Source organism: Vibrio lamellibrachiae, from assembly GCF_050337265.1.
In the GTDB taxonomy this organism is placed as follows: Bacteria; Pseudomonadota; Gammaproteobacteria; order Enterobacterales; family Vibrionaceae; genus Vibrio; species Vibrio kyushuensis.
In genome coordinates this window covers 78,934-92,889 of sequence record NZ_JAKJSU010000017.1, presented here as the reverse complement: position 1 = coordinate 92,889, position 13,956 = coordinate 78,934, and the positions used below count along the sequence as shown (strand labels likewise).

Sequence of the window (13,956 nt, the reverse complement as noted above, 5' to 3'; positions counted from 1 at the left end):
CCCGAAGGTCCCCTGCTTTGCTCCAAAGAGAATATGCGGTATTAGCCATCGTTTCCAATGGTTATCCCCCTCTACTGGGCAACTTCCTAGGCATTACTCACCCGTCCGCCGCTCGACGCCGAAGTAGCAAGCTACTTCTCGTTTCCGCTCGACTTGCATGTGTTAGGCCTGCCGCCAGCGTTCAATCTGAGCCATGATCAAACTCTTCAATTTAAGATTTTGTCGGCTCAATGAATACTGACTTCAAAACTAATCTTCATGTAAACATGAAGATGTAACTTTAAAGCTATTATCTTTCCAACAGAAAGATAATGAATTGACTGTGCCAAATAACTACAAGTAGTTATTTGTATTGGTCACTCAGTTCATTGAAGCCCAAGTGTTTCCGAAGAAACTGTTTTACCTAAGTAAAACATTTTGGATTTTCATCAACGAGTGCCCACACAGATTGATAGGTTTAAATTGTTAAAGAGCGTTGCTTGTTGAGTCAGTCTTTCTAAGAAGAAGCTCTCTAAGCGGACGGTCATTCTAGCGATTTAAGTTTTAGTGTCAACCACTTTTTCAAATCTTTTTTAAGCACTTAGCTTAAGCTATCAAACCTTGCTAACTGGGCGCTTCAGAACCGAAGTAGTGATGCTTTCCCGTGTCAGCGAGGGGGCATTATAGAGATCGCGCTCACGTTGGCAAGTGCTTTTATTAGGTTTTTTTGCTTTTTTTAACTGCTTGGATGTTTTTCAATCAACAAGTGTGTTTTTTGCTACTATTTCCGTCACATTTCCCGTTTAATCCTTATGAATAAGGAGAAATTATGAGTTCAATACGTAGTTATAAAGGTATTCGCCCTGAAATAGGTGACCGTGTCTATATAGATAGTAGTGCAGTTTTGGTTGGAGACATCAAAATTGGCGATGATTCGAGCATATGGCCTTTAGTCGCAGCTCGTGGAGATGTAAATCACATCCATATCGGTAAGCGCAGCAATGTTCAAGATGGTAGTGTCTTACATGTAACCCATAAAAACCCAGAGAATCCAGCAGGCTTTCCATTGATTATCGGCGATGATGTCACTGTTGGTCATAAGGTGATGCTACACGGCTGCACTATTCACAATCGAGTTTTAGTGGGTATGGGTGCAATTGTACTTGATGGTGTCGTAATTCAAGATGAAGTGATGATCGGCGCTGGCAGCTTGGTACCGCCTAATAAGGTGCTGGAAAGCGGTTATCTTTATGTGGGTAGCCCAGTAAAACAAGCACGCCCTTTATCTGATAAAGAACGCGCCTTTTTACAAAAGTCTTCTGGTAATTATGTTCAGAATAAAAATGACTATATAGAAGAAGTAAAGTCGGTGTAACTCAGGCCTTAATCTCAATAGAGCCGGAAGCATCAAACTCTTCTTGCTCTATTAACTCTTCTGCTAGTTCCTCAATGTCAAATCGATACTCTTTGAAGATCTCTAATGCCAGCTGCGGTGAAACTATCTTTTTATCTGATAACAGCTCGAGTTGCGATATAGAGATTGAGCATTCAATTAACGCACCTGATTGTTGAGCCGAAAAGTTGATCACCTTTTTCTCTTCATTCCAATTTTGGATATCAGGAAATAAAATAGATTGGTTCATTACACACCTTCTAGATTCTTGCGCAATTCTCTTAAGATCTGCTTAGAACCGGGTCTCAGACCTCGCCACAACATAAAGCTTTCCGCGGCTTGCCCTACCAACATACCTAAACCATCGTAGACTTGTACAACACCGTGCTCACTCGCCCATTGATTAAAGGTTGTTTTCCCCGATCCATACATCATGTCATATACAACACTGAGTTCAGAGAAAATATTAGAAGAGATAGCAGGCAATTCACCACTTAAGCTTGATGAGGTCGAATTAATAATGACATCAAATGATTCATCTATTTTTTCCATCTCGATCGCACTAATATTTCCATATTGCGAAAACATCTCGGCAAGATTGTGAGCTTTTGAATTGGTTCTATTAGTAACAATAATCTCAGCGGGATTCTGATCGAGTAAAGGCTTAATAACACCTCTCGCCGCACCGCCCGAACCAATAAGTAAGATACGAGCGCCTTTTAACGGCACCTGATATTGAAGTAAGTCCTGAACTAAGCCTTCACCATCGGTGTTATCACCGATAATTTCTCCATCATCTAATTTTTTTAACGTATTAACCGCGCCAGCCAACTGCGCTCTCTCTGTTAATCGTGTAGCAAACTGATACGCGTCTTCTTTAAATGGCACTGTAATGTTGCAGCCTTTGCCGCCTTCAGAAAAGAAATCTGTTGCTGCCTGTTTGAAGCCATCTTTAGGAGGACAAGCCGTAATATAGGTGAGTGGTTGATTGGTTTGTCGAGCAAATAGAGTATGAATAAAGGGAGATTTACTTTGTGCTATGGGATTGCCGAAAACGACGTAACGATCTATTTGCTGAGTCATATCCTTAACCTATCAGATAAAAAAGGGTCATATCAAAAGGCGTTTGCCTGATGTTATGACCCTATCACTATCTATATAGAGAAGAAAGCCTCTATATATAGGTAACAATTACCAATCGCGAGGTTTTAGGTAGTGATCGTAGAGCTCAGCTTCAGGAGAGCCACTTTCAACTTGGTAGGAATACTCCCAACGAGCGAGTGGTGGCATCGACATCAAAATAGATTCAGTACGGCCCCCACTTTGTAAGCCAAACAGAGTGCCACGATCGTACACTAGGTTGAATTCAACATAGCGCCCTCGACGGTACAGTTGGAATTGGCGCTCCCTGTCCCCAAATAAGGTCTCTTTTCTTCTTTGGACAATGGGAACGTAGGCGGTAATGTAACCCTCACCGACTGCTTTCATGTACTCAAAGCACTTATCAAACTCCCAGTGATTAAGATCATCAAAGAATAAGCCGCCCACACCACGAGTTTCATCTCGATGTGGTAAGAAGAAGTATTTATCGCACCACTCTTTATGTTCCGTGTAGACTTCAGAACCAAACGGTTCACAGATTTCTTTAGCAGCGTTATGCCAATACTGGCAATCTTCTTCAAATGGGTAGAACGGTGTTAAATCAAAGCCACCGCCAAACCACCAGATCGGGTCTTCACCCTCTTTTTCTGCAATAAAGAAACGAACATTGGCGTGAGAGGTAGGAATATAAGGATTCTTTGGGTGCATCACTAATGACACCCCCATCGCTTCAAATCTTCGCCCCGCGAGTTCAGGTCTATGAGCCGTAGCGGAAGCTGGCATTTTTTCGCCTAATACATGAGAAAAATTAACGCCGCCTTGCTCAAAGACATTTCCATTACGCATTACGCGAGTACGACCACCACCAGCTAATCGCTCAGTCGGGCCTTTTTCCCAGTCATCATGTTCAAACAGCGCTGTACCGTCGACTTGTTCTAATTCAGCACAGATCTTGTCTTGTAACGATAATAAAAACTGCTTTACCTTATTCTTATCAATACTTGCCATTATTTATTCCTACGCTGCTTTCGTTATCTTTATTATTGAATCGTTTTATTAGCCTTGTCTCAATACTTTAGAGGTCTTGGCATCGCGAATTTCACTCGGCTTATCACGCCCACCTGTTTTGCCATCTAAAATAGAAAATAGCTTATCACCCAATTGTACCTCGACCTCTTCAGATGTCATGCATGGATCAAGGCCAGTAAGGTTTGCACTGGTTGAGGTAATCGGCTTACCAAATGCGAGACACAACTCTTGCACTAATGGATGATCAGTAACACGGACCGCAATAGAATCGAATTGCCCCGACACCCATGAAGAAGTTTTATCACTAGTTGGCATTATCCAAGTTACGGGCCCAGGCCAGGTTGCGTGTACCGCCGTCAGTTGCTCTGCACTAAGCTGGCTTTCATCTATGTACGGCAATAACTGCTCATAGTTGGCAGCAATGAGAATCAAGCCTTTTTCAACAGGACGCTGCTTTAATTCCAGCAATTTTTGAATCGCTTCAGGGCTATCAGGATCGCACCCAACACCAAAGACACCTTCGGTTGGATAAGCAATAACTTCTCCTTGCTGCAAGGCTTGGTTCACTTGCTCAATATTCTTCACGATGACTTCCTAGTTCTTATTTATCAGCGGTGATTATCATAAGTGTACAAATAATCACTATCAGTGCCTAAAGCTATTTGTTTATAAAATGTATCAATCTTCTACCAAGAGCAACGCAATCGTTTGCTTGATGCGATTTTCCCCGTATAATGCGCCCAAAATATCCGCTCACCAAATTATTGAAGCTTGAAGGAGTTTGAGATGAAAGTCGGCATTATTATGGGTTCTAAGTCAGATTGGCCAACAATGAAACTAGCAGCAGAAATGCTGGATCAGTTTGGTGTTCCTTACGAAACTAAAGTCGTTTCTGCGCACAGAACTCCTCAACTACTGGCGGACTACGCGACAAGTGCAAAAGAGCGCGGCATTAAAGTCATTATTGCTGGTGCTGGCGGTGCAGCTCACCTTCCAGGTATGGCAGCAGCGTTTACAAGCGTTCCTGTATTAGGTGTTCCTGTACAATCTCGCGCCCTAAAAGGCATGGATTCTCTACTATCTATCGTTCAAATGCCTAAAGGTATTGCGGTTGGTACGCTTGCTATCGGTGAAGCTGGCGCTGCAAATGCTGGTATTTTGGCCGCTCAAATTATTGGTACACACGATGAGAGTGTTATGGCTAAAGTAGAAGCGTTCCGTACAGAGCAAACGGATACTGTATTAGCAAATCCAAACCCTGCTGAGGACTAAATCATGCATGTATTGGTATTAGGTGCCGGGCAACTTGCTCGAATGATGTCACTGGCTGGCGCACCACTTAATATTGAGATATCCGCATTTGACGTGAACAGTGAAGACATTGTTCACCCTCTAACTCAGGCTGTGATAGGTCATGGGTTGGATAATGCGATTGCACAGGCCGATGTAATTACCGCTGAATTTGAGCACATCCCACATGATGTTCTTGATGTCTGTGAAAAAAGCGGAAAGTTTCTACCAAGCACTGAAGCCATTAAAGCTGGTGGTGACCGCCGAATAGAAAAAGCACTACTCGATGACGCTCAGGTGAAAAACGCGCCGTATTACATCATTAATACTCGCGAAGATTTTGATGCAGCAATTGCGCATGTCAAACTACCAATGGTGCTAAAAAGTGCGCTTGGTGGTTACGACGGTAAAGGCCAATGGCGTCTAAAATCTCTCGATTGTGTTGAGACAGTTTGGCAAGAGATGGCTGAATGTATCGCCGCTTCTTCAACCCAAGCTATCGTTGCTGAAGCATTCATCGGTTTTGACCGCGAAGTCTCATTGGTGGGTGCTAGAGCAAAAGATGGCAGTGTTTCAGTTTATCCATTAGCTGAGAACGTTCATACCGACGGTGTATTGAGCTTATCAACAGCCATCGATGATCTTGAGCTACAAAGCCAAGCCAAGCAGATGTTTACCGCTATTGCCAATCGCCTCGATTATGTGGGTGTACTTGCTCTTGAGTTTTTTGATGTGAATGGCCAGCTTCTAGTTAATGAGATAGCACCACGTGTACATAACTCAGGACACTGGACTCAACAGGGTGCGGAAACGTGTCAGTTTGAAAACCACCTTCGAGCAGTAACAGGACTTCCACTCGGTAGTACCAAATTGATACGCCCAACGGCAATGATCAATATCCTTGGCGAAGACTGTGTGCCTGAAAGCCTACTTTCAACCGAAGGTTGCCATGTACATTGGTATGGAAAAGAGAAGCGTGCAGGAAGAAAGATGGGCCATATTAATGTATGTGCTCACTCTCAAGCAGAGCTTCAGCATACCTTGTCTTCACTCGCTGATATTCTCGATAAAGATGCCTATCCTGCCATTCATGAATTGGCACAAAGTATCAATTAATTAAGCTTATAAAGACGAATAAAAAATGACGCACTCGCGTCATTTTTTGTTTTCAGAATTTAGAGTGCAAACATGCCAAATCAGTTATGACTGAGTATGATGGCAGCGTCTGTCGGCGCATTGAATTTTAATCCCGCTCGCCAGCTTCTTCTCCACCAACAATGGGAAACCACACTTTTCACATCGACCTTTCACCGGCGGTAAGTTCACCGCAAATTTGCATTTAGGGTAGCACTCACACGCATAGAACAATTTGCCAAATCGAGTTTTACGTTCAATTAGATGACCTTTACCACAATCAGGGCAAGCATATTGTGGTGCATTTTCATCTTCTTGTTCATCTAGCGATTCAATATGGTTGCATTCAGGGTAATGACTACACCCGATGAACATGCCATATCGCCCCTGACGTAAGACAAGCTCATGCTCACACGATGGGCAAGCGACACCGAGCGGTTTGATTATATGGCCATCGTTTTGATGTAATGGACGAATATAGTCACAGCTTGGGTATTGATTGCACCCAAGAAAAGGGCCGTGTTTACCATGACGAAGCTGAAGTTCGCCATCACAATTAGGGCACGCTTCATGCTCTATTGCATGCTCATGACCTGAAAATAGTGTTTGATCGATTTTACTGCTCATCGGACTCTTAATCAGTGGTTAAATGAAAGAAAACTTAATGCAAAATACCTTGCTCAGTTGTGTATAACAGCTCTTCCATTAGCGTATAAGCATTTTCATTCCCTGGTACGTTAAACAGCACCATTAGAATAATCCACTTTAAGTCATCCAATTCAAATTCGTTCGTCTCTAAACCCATCACACGATCAATGACCATCTCACGAGTTTCAGTCGTCAGAACTTTAATGTGCTCTAGAAAAAGTAGAAAGCCTCGGCTCTCTAAGTCTATCCGCTGCATCTCTTTTGCCGTATAAATACGGGTGGATGTCGCGGCACTGGTTGTAATTGCTGAGTGCTCGTCACTTTGTTGTAACGCCGCTAACTCTTCCAACCAATGAAGGGCTTTATAAATATCTTTTTCGTGAAACCCCGCCCGAAGAAGCTCGTCTTCTAGCTCATCTTGGTCCACTTGCAATTCTGCATCGCTATGGATATAGGTTTCGAACAAATACATCAGTATGTCCATCATCATAGCTAGCCCCTCCCATTACGAATATAGCCACCGGAAACTGCAACAACATGCCCTGAAAGCTCAAGCTCCAAGAGCTGCATCATGACTTCATGAACAGGTATATTGGTCCTGCTCGCGAGAATATCAACTGGCGTAGCCTCTATTCCTACGTTAGCTAACAGTTGAGGAAATGGCAATTCTTCTTCGTTATCTATTTTATCAAATAAATCCGCCTGAGTATTGGCTCTTTGATTAATAGACCAGTTTACCAAGGTATCAATTTCATCTAACACATCTTGTTCACTTTGAACTAAACACGCACCGTTTTTAATCAATGAGTTACCACCGTGACTCACTCCGCTATAAATAGACCCAGGAATGGCAAACACGTCTCTTCCCTGCTCTGCTGCATACCTTGCGGTAATTAACGAGCCACTTTTTTCCGCCGCCTCAACAACCAGTACGCCCACCGATAAGCCACTAATAATCCGATTTCTCCTAGGGAAGTGAGCAGGTCTTGGCTTAATGTGAGGTGCAAACTCTGAAACTAGCGCACCAGAATCAACTACTCGATGAGCCAGATTTCGATGCCTTGCCGGATAAACTTCATCTAAGCCAGAGCCTAATACAGCTACGGTTTGCCCTCCTGCATTCAATGCCCCGTCATGTGCATAACCATCAATACCTAGCGCGAGACCACTAGTAACAACCAACCCATGTTCAACAAAGCTTGTTGCGTATGATCTTGCTGTATTTAGCCCTTCAGTACTGGCATTTCGGCTACCAACCATGGCTATTTGTGGTTGAGCTAAACAATCAAGACGACCTTTAACAAACAAAACGGGAGGTGGAAATGAGATCTCTTTCAGTAAAGGTGGGTAAGTTTCATCAAGAGGGGTCAATATATGATGGCTAGTGCTTTGCGTCCATTGAAGGCAAGTATCAACATCACGCCGCGAGCCTTGTTTGAAATAGCTAACCTGAGAGGGAGATAAGCCAATCGATTGAAGGGATGTTATGTCACGCTCGATGAGTTTATGCGGCGCATCGATGGCAATTAAGCGAGCTAAGGTTTTACTGCCAATTTTAGGGGTAAATGATAATGCCAACCATGCTGCTAGCTCGCTCTCTGACATTAATGACTCATTAACTGTCTGGGTGTTCAGCAGCTATGGTATTCGTATTTTCGACTAAGCTTGCTTCTACAACGTCATTTGAATCCTTGAGCATCTCTTGGTTGAGTTGATAATCAGGTGAGACCAACCGTGACTCTTTGCTGATTGGGGCTTCACTGACCGTAATAAGTGCTAGGCTGAAGTATTGATATGGGCGAATCACCATCAAACTGCCAATGGCACTATCAGGCAGCTGAACCGCTGGACGCTTAGAGTTATCTTTATAACTGAATTGACCTTTCTTCTCGTATACTGCTGCACCCGACTCAAGCAGCTTAAACATACTGCCCTGTTTAATTTGATCCTCTGAGCCTTTATCAATAATCACAATCTGATTTTTTACTGAGTATTCGCTGCCATTAAGCGCACCTAAAATATTTGCAGTGGTCTCCACTGGCGATGGTGAAGGGTAAAATGTCATCGTCAAACTCTCTCCATCAATAATGATATCGGGGAGCGCAATATCGTTTATCCAAATCTCTTGTCGCTGATTAATGAGCTTCAATTGCGTTAAATCTGAATCCGTTTGATAAAATTTCGCGCTCGCGATTCGTTTAAGCGCCACCATCGTCTTATCATCACGCTTGTATTCATTCGCTACTCGGTAGATGCCCCAGTCTACCTGCTTTTGACTACCCTCAGTATTTTGAGAGCCACTAATAAAGAGAGACTCTTCAGAGGTGATAAATTTCTTACCACTGCTAGCACCAAGCACTTTACTGCTATTGTTCAATGCCTCTAAATCCAATAAGCGATCAGACTTTAGATAGGGAATCACAAGACTCTCTTTTACCGTCGGAACGGCTTGTTTTTCTAACATCCTCACTTTAGGGCTAAGCTTTACCATCGGCTTTAAACTCAGCACAGGCTGGCCATTTATCCAATACAGCGTCAGTCTATCGCCGGGGTAAATTAGATCAGGATTATCGATGTAGGGATTATTTTTCCATAACTTTGGCCACAGCCACGGGCTTTCAAGGTAGAGCTCAGAAATATCCCACAACGTATCGCCCTTCACCACCGTATAAGTTTTAGGCGCCCCCTCTTTTACACTAAGTGGCTGACTGTTCGTGGCGAAGGCAGAGAGCGAGTAAGTCATTAATGCAGAGAAAAAAAGCATGTATATAAGATGGATTGCTCGTGGCATAGCCTAATTCCCTTAGTCTTATTTGTAATCAAAAACGAGATTATTCACGTTTGGATGCTGTCATTTAGGGTCTAAAATGTCTAGAATTGAGCCAACGAGATTTAGGCCGATTCGGCACAGTTCAACATTTAGAGTGTATATGTCTGTATTACAAGTATTAACGTTCCCAGATGACCGCTTACGCACTGTCGCTAAGCCTGTCGAAAAGGTAACACCAGAGATTCAAAAATTCGTCGATGACATGATTGAAACCATGTATGAAGAAGATGGAATTGGCCTTGCTGCAACGCAGGTCGACTTTCACCAACGCATCGTAGTGATTGATATTTCAGAAACACGTGATGAGCCAATGGTGCTAATCAACCCAGAAATCACTGAGAAACGTGGCGAAGATGGCATTGAAGAAGGCTGTCTATCAGTTCCTGGAGCACGCGCTCTAGTTCCACGCGCCTCTGAAGTATCAGTGAAAGCATTAAACCGAGAAGGTGAAGAGATCGCCTTTGAAGCTGATGACCTTCTGGCTATCTGCGTACAACATGAACTTGACCACCTAAAAGGCAAGTTATTTGTGGACTATCTATCGCCTCTAAAGCGTAAGCGTATCCAAGATAAGCTAACTAAGATTAAGCGCTTTAACGAAAAACAAGCCAACAAATAAAACGGCCTAGAGGTCACTACCTCTAGCGCTCGCTATTGATAGCTAAAGTCCATCACTTTATAAAAGGAAGCCTACCTTGAGCCAGTCTTTAAGAATTGTCTTTGCAGGTACTCCAGATTTCGCCGCCCGTCACATGGCGGCGTTGTTGTCTTCGGAGCATGAAGTCATCGCGGTTTACACTCAGCCCGATCGCCCAGCCGGTCGTGGTAAAAAGCTAACCGCTAGCCCAGTTAAAAACATTGCACTTGAACACGATATTCCGGTTTTTCAACCTGAAAACTTCAAGTCAGATGAAGCGAAACAACAGCTTAAAGATCTCAAGGCAGATCTAATGGTTGTGGTGGCTTATGGTCTATTGCTGCCACAAGCTGTTCTTGATACGCCAAAACTTGGCTGTATTAATGTTCATGGTTCGATTCTTCCTCGTTGGCGTGGCGCGGCTCCGATTCAACGCTCAATTTGGGCTGGAGATAAAGAGACTGGCGTAACCATTATGCAAATGGATATCGGTCTCGATACGGGTGATATGCTGCAAATCGCGACACTTCCAATTGAAGCTAGTGATACCAGCGCCTCTATGTATGAAAAGCTTGCTGAGCTTGGTCCTGATGCGCTTGTTGAGTGTATTTCGACAATTGCCGACGGCTCCGCAATCGCTGAAAAACAAGATGATGAACAAGCCAACTACGCGAAGAAGCTCAGCAAAGATGAAGCGCGTATTAGCTGGAATGATGATGCCACGCACATCGAACGCTGTGTTCGTGCTTTCAATCCTTGGCCAATGAGTCACTTTGAAGCCGCAGAGAATACGATTAAAGTTTGGCAAAGCCGCGTTGATGGTGAGTCTAGTGATAAAGCTTCAGGTACCATTTTGAAAGCCGATAAAACTGGCATCTATATCGCAACAGGCAACGGCGTTATCGTACTTGAACAGCTACAAGTGCCAGGTAAAAAAGCCATGTCGGTGCAAGATATTCTCAACTCTCGCGCAAGCTGGTTTGAAGTGGGTAGCGTATTGAGTTGATCACTCAGCAAAAACCATTACAACTCAAGCAACAAATTAGTTTTATCAATGACTTAATAAAAATAGCCTGAACTCAGGATAGGTAAGTCAGTACATTTTAGGAGGCAGAGATGCCTCCAATAACTTTTAAGGTATTCACCATGAATGTTCGCGCAGCCGCAGCTAACGTACTTTTCCAAGTCGTCGACAAAGGCCACTCGCTATCTCACGCTCTACCAGCCGCCCAAAAAACCATACGTCCTCGAGACCACGCGCTGCTACAAGAGATTTGCTATGGCGCATTACGCTACTTACCTCGTTTAGAGACGATAGCTAATGAGCTGATGGAGAATTCACTTAAAGGTAAAAAACGTGTTTTTCACCACCTTATCCTAGTCGGAATATATCAACTTGGATTTATGCGCATCCCTTCTCACGCTGCTGTAGGGGAAACGGTCGAAGCGACCAATACACTGCGTGGTCCTAGTTTAAGCGGGCTCATCAATGCTGTATTACGTAACTATCTTCGCAACCAAGAAGAGCTAGATGCCATTTCGCTTAGCCACAATGCTGGAAAATACTGCCACCCTAGCTGGATCCTGAAAATGCTACAGGAGAGCTACCCTGAACAGTGGGAAGCTATTACAGAATCCAATAACAGCAAAGCACCAATGTGGTTGCGTGTTAATCGCCAACACCACACTCGTGATGAATATCTTGAACTACTCAAAAATGAAGACATAGAGTTCACTACTCACCCTGAAGCCGCTGATGCGATAAAATTGACGGTTCCGTGTGATGTGAGCAACTTACCTGGTTTTGAAAAAGGTTGGGTTTCAGTACAAGATGCCGCAGCGCAGCTTGCTGTTGACTACCTAGAACCACAAGAAGGCGAATTGATTCTTGATTGCTGTGCAGCGCCAGGTGGTAAAACAGCACACATCCTTGAGCACACTAAAGACACTGAAGTCGTCGCGATTGATTGTGATGCCAAAAGGCTTGATCGTGTTTACGATAACCTTGACCGATTGCAACTAAATGCGGATGTTATTTGCGGTGACGCACGTTACCCAGAAGAATGGTGGCAAGGTGAACAATTTGATCGTATTTTGCTAGATGCACCCTGTTCAGCAACCGGTGTTATTCGTCGTCACCCTGACATCAAATGGCTACGTAGAGCAACCGACATTGATGCACTTGTTGAGCTTCAAAGTGAAATCATGGATGCAATGTGGAAGCAATTGAAGCCAGGCGGCACTATGGTTTACGCAACCTGCTCGATTCACCCAAAAGAGAACAGCTTACAAGTCACTGACTTTTTGGCACGTACAGAAAACGCAGAATTAACAGGCTCTGAGCCATCAGCACCCGGTCGACAAATTCTTCCAAGTGAAGATGACATGGATGGCTTCTACTACGCTGTGCTAAAAAAAGCGGTCGCCTAGTCAACTGACGAATCAATAATTTAATAGCTTAGTAAGACCGAATTGAATGAAAGCATCCAATGATGCTTTCATTTACGACTTAGAGCAGTAATAAAGAGAACATGGCATGAAAATCATTATTCTTGGCGCGGGTCAGGTGGGCGGCACACTGGCAGAAAATCTAGTGGGCGAAAATAACGACATCACCATCGTCGATAAAAATGGCGATCGCCTCCGCGAGCTTCAAGATAAATATGATTTACGTGTTGTAAACGGCTACGCCAGCCACCCAGATGTACTGCGCGAAGCGGGTGCACAAGATGCAGACATGTTGGTTGCGGTCACCAATATGGATGAAACCAATATGGCAGCATGCCAAGTCGCCTTTACTCTGTTTAATACACCCAACCGAGTCGCTCGTATTCGTTCTCCTGAATACTTAATAGAAAAAGACGCTTTATTTAAATCCGGTGCGGTTCCGGTCGATCACTTGATTGCTCCAGAAGAGCTTGTCACCAGTTACATCGAACGCCTCATTCAATACCCCGGAGCACTGCAAGTAGTAAGTTTTGCTGATGAAAAAGTCAGCCTAGTTGCCGTAAAAGCCTACTATGGCGGGCCTCTAGTTGGTAACGCCCTTTCCGCACTGCGCGATCACATGCCACACATTGATACCCGTGTAGCGGCTATTTTCCGCCAAGGTAGACCAATCAGACCGCAAGGCACCACGATTATCGAAGCGGATGACGAAGTATTTTTCGTTGCTGCAAGTAATCACATTCGCTCAGTAATGAGTGAGCTGCAACGTCTAGAGAAGCCCTATCGACGCATCATGATTGTGGGTGGCGGTAATATCGGTGCAGGTCTGGCGAAACGTCTAGAGCAAGGCTATAGCGTTAAGTTAATAGAGCGCAACTACAAGCGAGCTGAGAAACTATCAGAAGATCTTGAAAATACGATTGTTTTCTGTGGAGACGCAGCCGATCAAGAATTGCTTACCGAAGAGAACATCGATCAAGTCGATGTATTTATTGCACTGACTAATGAAGATGAGACCAACATCATGTCAGCCATGCTCGCTAAGCGAATGGGTGCAAAAAAAGCGATGGTACTTATCCAGCGCAGTGCCTATGTAGATTTAGTCCAAGGCAGTGTGATTGATGTGGCTATCTCTCCTCAGCAAGCAACAATTTCGGCACTATTAACACACGTTCGTCGTGCAGATATCGTTAACGTGTCTTCACTTCGTCGTGGTGCTGCAGAAGCCATCGAGGCGATCGCTCATGGAGATGAAACAACCTCGAAAGTCGTTGGTAAAGCCATTGGCGACATTCGATTACCACCGGGTACCACAATTGGTGCGATTGTCCGTGGTGATGAAGTACTGATTGCCCATGATAGAACCATTATCGAGCAAGATGACCACGTTGTTATGTTCTTAGTGAACAAAAAATACGTCTCTGATGTTGAAGCACTCTTCCAACCAAGTGCTTTCTTCCTCTAATC

The 13,956-nt window shown here is 44.0% G+C and carries 15 protein-coding genes and 1 rRNA gene; 7 read left to right on the top strand and 9 right to left on the bottom strand.

Annotated elements, in window-relative coordinates:
• Positions 1–213, bottom strand: a 16S ribosomal RNA gene (locus L4C54_RS22515); the annotation flags it as partial.
• Positions 214–808: 595 nt separating this feature from the next.
• Here L4C54_RS22515 and L4C54_RS22510 point away from each other — a divergent pair.
• Positions 809–1,354, top strand: a complete 546-nt coding sequence (locus L4C54_RS22510; RefSeq protein WP_428809873.1) for a gamma carbonic anhydrase family protein — start codon at positions 809–811, stop codon at positions 1,352–1,354.
• 1 nt (position 1,355) lies between these two features.
• On the opposite strand, the gene L4C54_RS22505 is transcribed toward L4C54_RS22510, so the two are convergent.
• From L4C54_RS22505 to tsaC, 4 genes are all read right to left on the bottom strand, one after another.
• On the bottom strand, positions 1,356–1,622 hold the full coding sequence (locus tag L4C54_RS22505) for a DUF1488 family protein (protein ID WP_428809872.1): 267 nt from the start codon (positions 1,620–1,622) through the stop codon (positions 1,356–1,358).
• On the bottom strand, positions 1,622–2,455 hold the full coding sequence (aroE, locus tag L4C54_RS22500; protein ID WP_428809871.1) for a shikimate dehydrogenase: 834 nt from the start codon (positions 2,453–2,455) through the stop codon (positions 1,622–1,624). Before aroE ends, L4C54_RS22505 begins: the two co-directional genes overlap by 1 nt.
• 108 nt (positions 2,456–2,563) lie before the next feature.
• Positions 2,564–3,481, bottom strand: a complete 918-nt coding sequence (gene hemF / locus L4C54_RS22495; protein WP_428809870.1) for an oxygen-dependent coproporphyrinogen oxidase — start codon at positions 3,479–3,481, stop codon at positions 2,564–2,566.
• Between the two features lie 48 nt (positions 3,482–3,529).
• The gene (gene tsaC, locus L4C54_RS22490) at positions 3,530–4,087 is read right to left on the bottom strand and encodes an L-threonylcarbamoyladenylate synthase type 1 TsaC (protein ID WP_428809869.1); all 558 of its coding nucleotides are present in this window, start codon (positions 4,085–4,087) and stop codon (positions 3,530–3,532) included.
• Between the two features lie 201 nt (positions 4,088–4,288).
• Between tsaC and purE the strand changes: the two genes are divergently transcribed.
• Positions 4,289–4,774, top strand: a complete 486-nt coding sequence (purE, locus tag L4C54_RS22485; RefSeq protein ID WP_248010715.1) for a 5-(carboxyamino)imidazole ribonucleotide mutase — start codon at positions 4,289–4,291, stop codon at positions 4,772–4,774.
• A 3-nt stretch (positions 4,775–4,777) separates the two neighbouring features.
• Positions 4,778–5,908 carry a 5-(carboxyamino)imidazole ribonucleotide synthase gene (locus tag L4C54_RS22480; protein ID WP_428809868.1) on the top strand — a complete coding sequence of 377 codons (1,131 nt, stop codon included), beginning with the start codon at positions 4,778–4,780 and terminating at the stop codon, positions 5,906–5,908.
• 84 nt (positions 5,909–5,992) lie between these two features.
• On the opposite strand, the gene L4C54_RS22475 is transcribed toward L4C54_RS22480, so the two are convergent.
• The 4 genes from L4C54_RS22475 to L4C54_RS22460 are packed head-to-tail and all read right to left on the bottom strand — an operon-like array spanning position 5,993 to position 9,365.
• Positions 5,993–6,553, bottom strand: coding sequence for a DNA topoisomerase family protein (locus L4C54_RS22475; RefSeq protein ID WP_428809867.1), 561 nt, complete (start codon positions 6,551–6,553; stop codon positions 5,993–5,995).
• 34 nt (positions 6,554–6,587) lie between these two features.
• Positions 6,588–7,064: a DUF494 family protein gene (locus L4C54_RS22470; RefSeq protein ID WP_428803827.1), complete on the bottom strand. Its 477-nt coding sequence runs from the start codon at positions 7,062–7,064 to the stop codon at positions 6,588–6,590.
• A gap of 2 nt (positions 7,065–7,066) precedes the next feature.
• Positions 7,067–8,179: a DNA-processing protein DprA gene (gene dprA / locus L4C54_RS22465; protein WP_428803828.1), complete on the bottom strand. Its 1,113-nt coding sequence runs from the start codon at positions 8,177–8,179 to the stop codon at positions 7,067–7,069.
• 10 nt (positions 8,180–8,189) lie between these two features.
• Entirely contained in the window at positions 8,190–9,365 is a 1,176-nt protein-coding gene (locus L4C54_RS22460) for a LysM peptidoglycan-binding domain-containing protein (protein WP_428809866.1), read from the bottom strand.
• Positions 9,366–9,504: 139 nt separating this feature from the next.
• Here L4C54_RS22460 and def point away from each other — a divergent pair, with 139 nt between their 5' ends.
• The 4 genes from def (at position 9,505) to trkA (ending at position 13,954) form a co-directional block, all read left to right on the top strand.
• On the top strand, positions 9,505–10,023 hold the full coding sequence (def, locus tag L4C54_RS22455) for a peptide deformylase (RefSeq protein WP_428803830.1): 519 nt from the start codon (positions 9,505–9,507) through the stop codon (positions 10,021–10,023).
• A 76-nt stretch (positions 10,024–10,099) separates the two neighbouring features.
• On the top strand, positions 10,100–11,047 hold the full coding sequence (fmt, locus tag L4C54_RS22450; protein ID WP_428809865.1) for a methionyl-tRNA formyltransferase: 948 nt from the start codon (positions 10,100–10,102) through the stop codon (positions 11,045–11,047).
• 140 nt (positions 11,048–11,187) lie between these two features.
• A complete protein-coding gene (gene rsmB, locus L4C54_RS22445) occupies positions 11,188–12,471 on the top strand; it encodes a 16S rRNA (cytosine(967)-C(5))-methyltransferase RsmB (protein ID WP_428809874.1) in 1,284 nt (427 codons plus the stop codon).
• Positions 12,472–12,577: 106 nt separating this feature from the next.
• A complete protein-coding gene (trkA, locus tag L4C54_RS22440; RefSeq protein ID WP_428803832.1) occupies positions 12,578–13,954 on the top strand; it encodes a Trk system potassium transporter TrkA in 1,377 nt (458 codons plus the stop codon).
• Positions 13,955–13,956 lie beyond the last annotated feature (2 nt).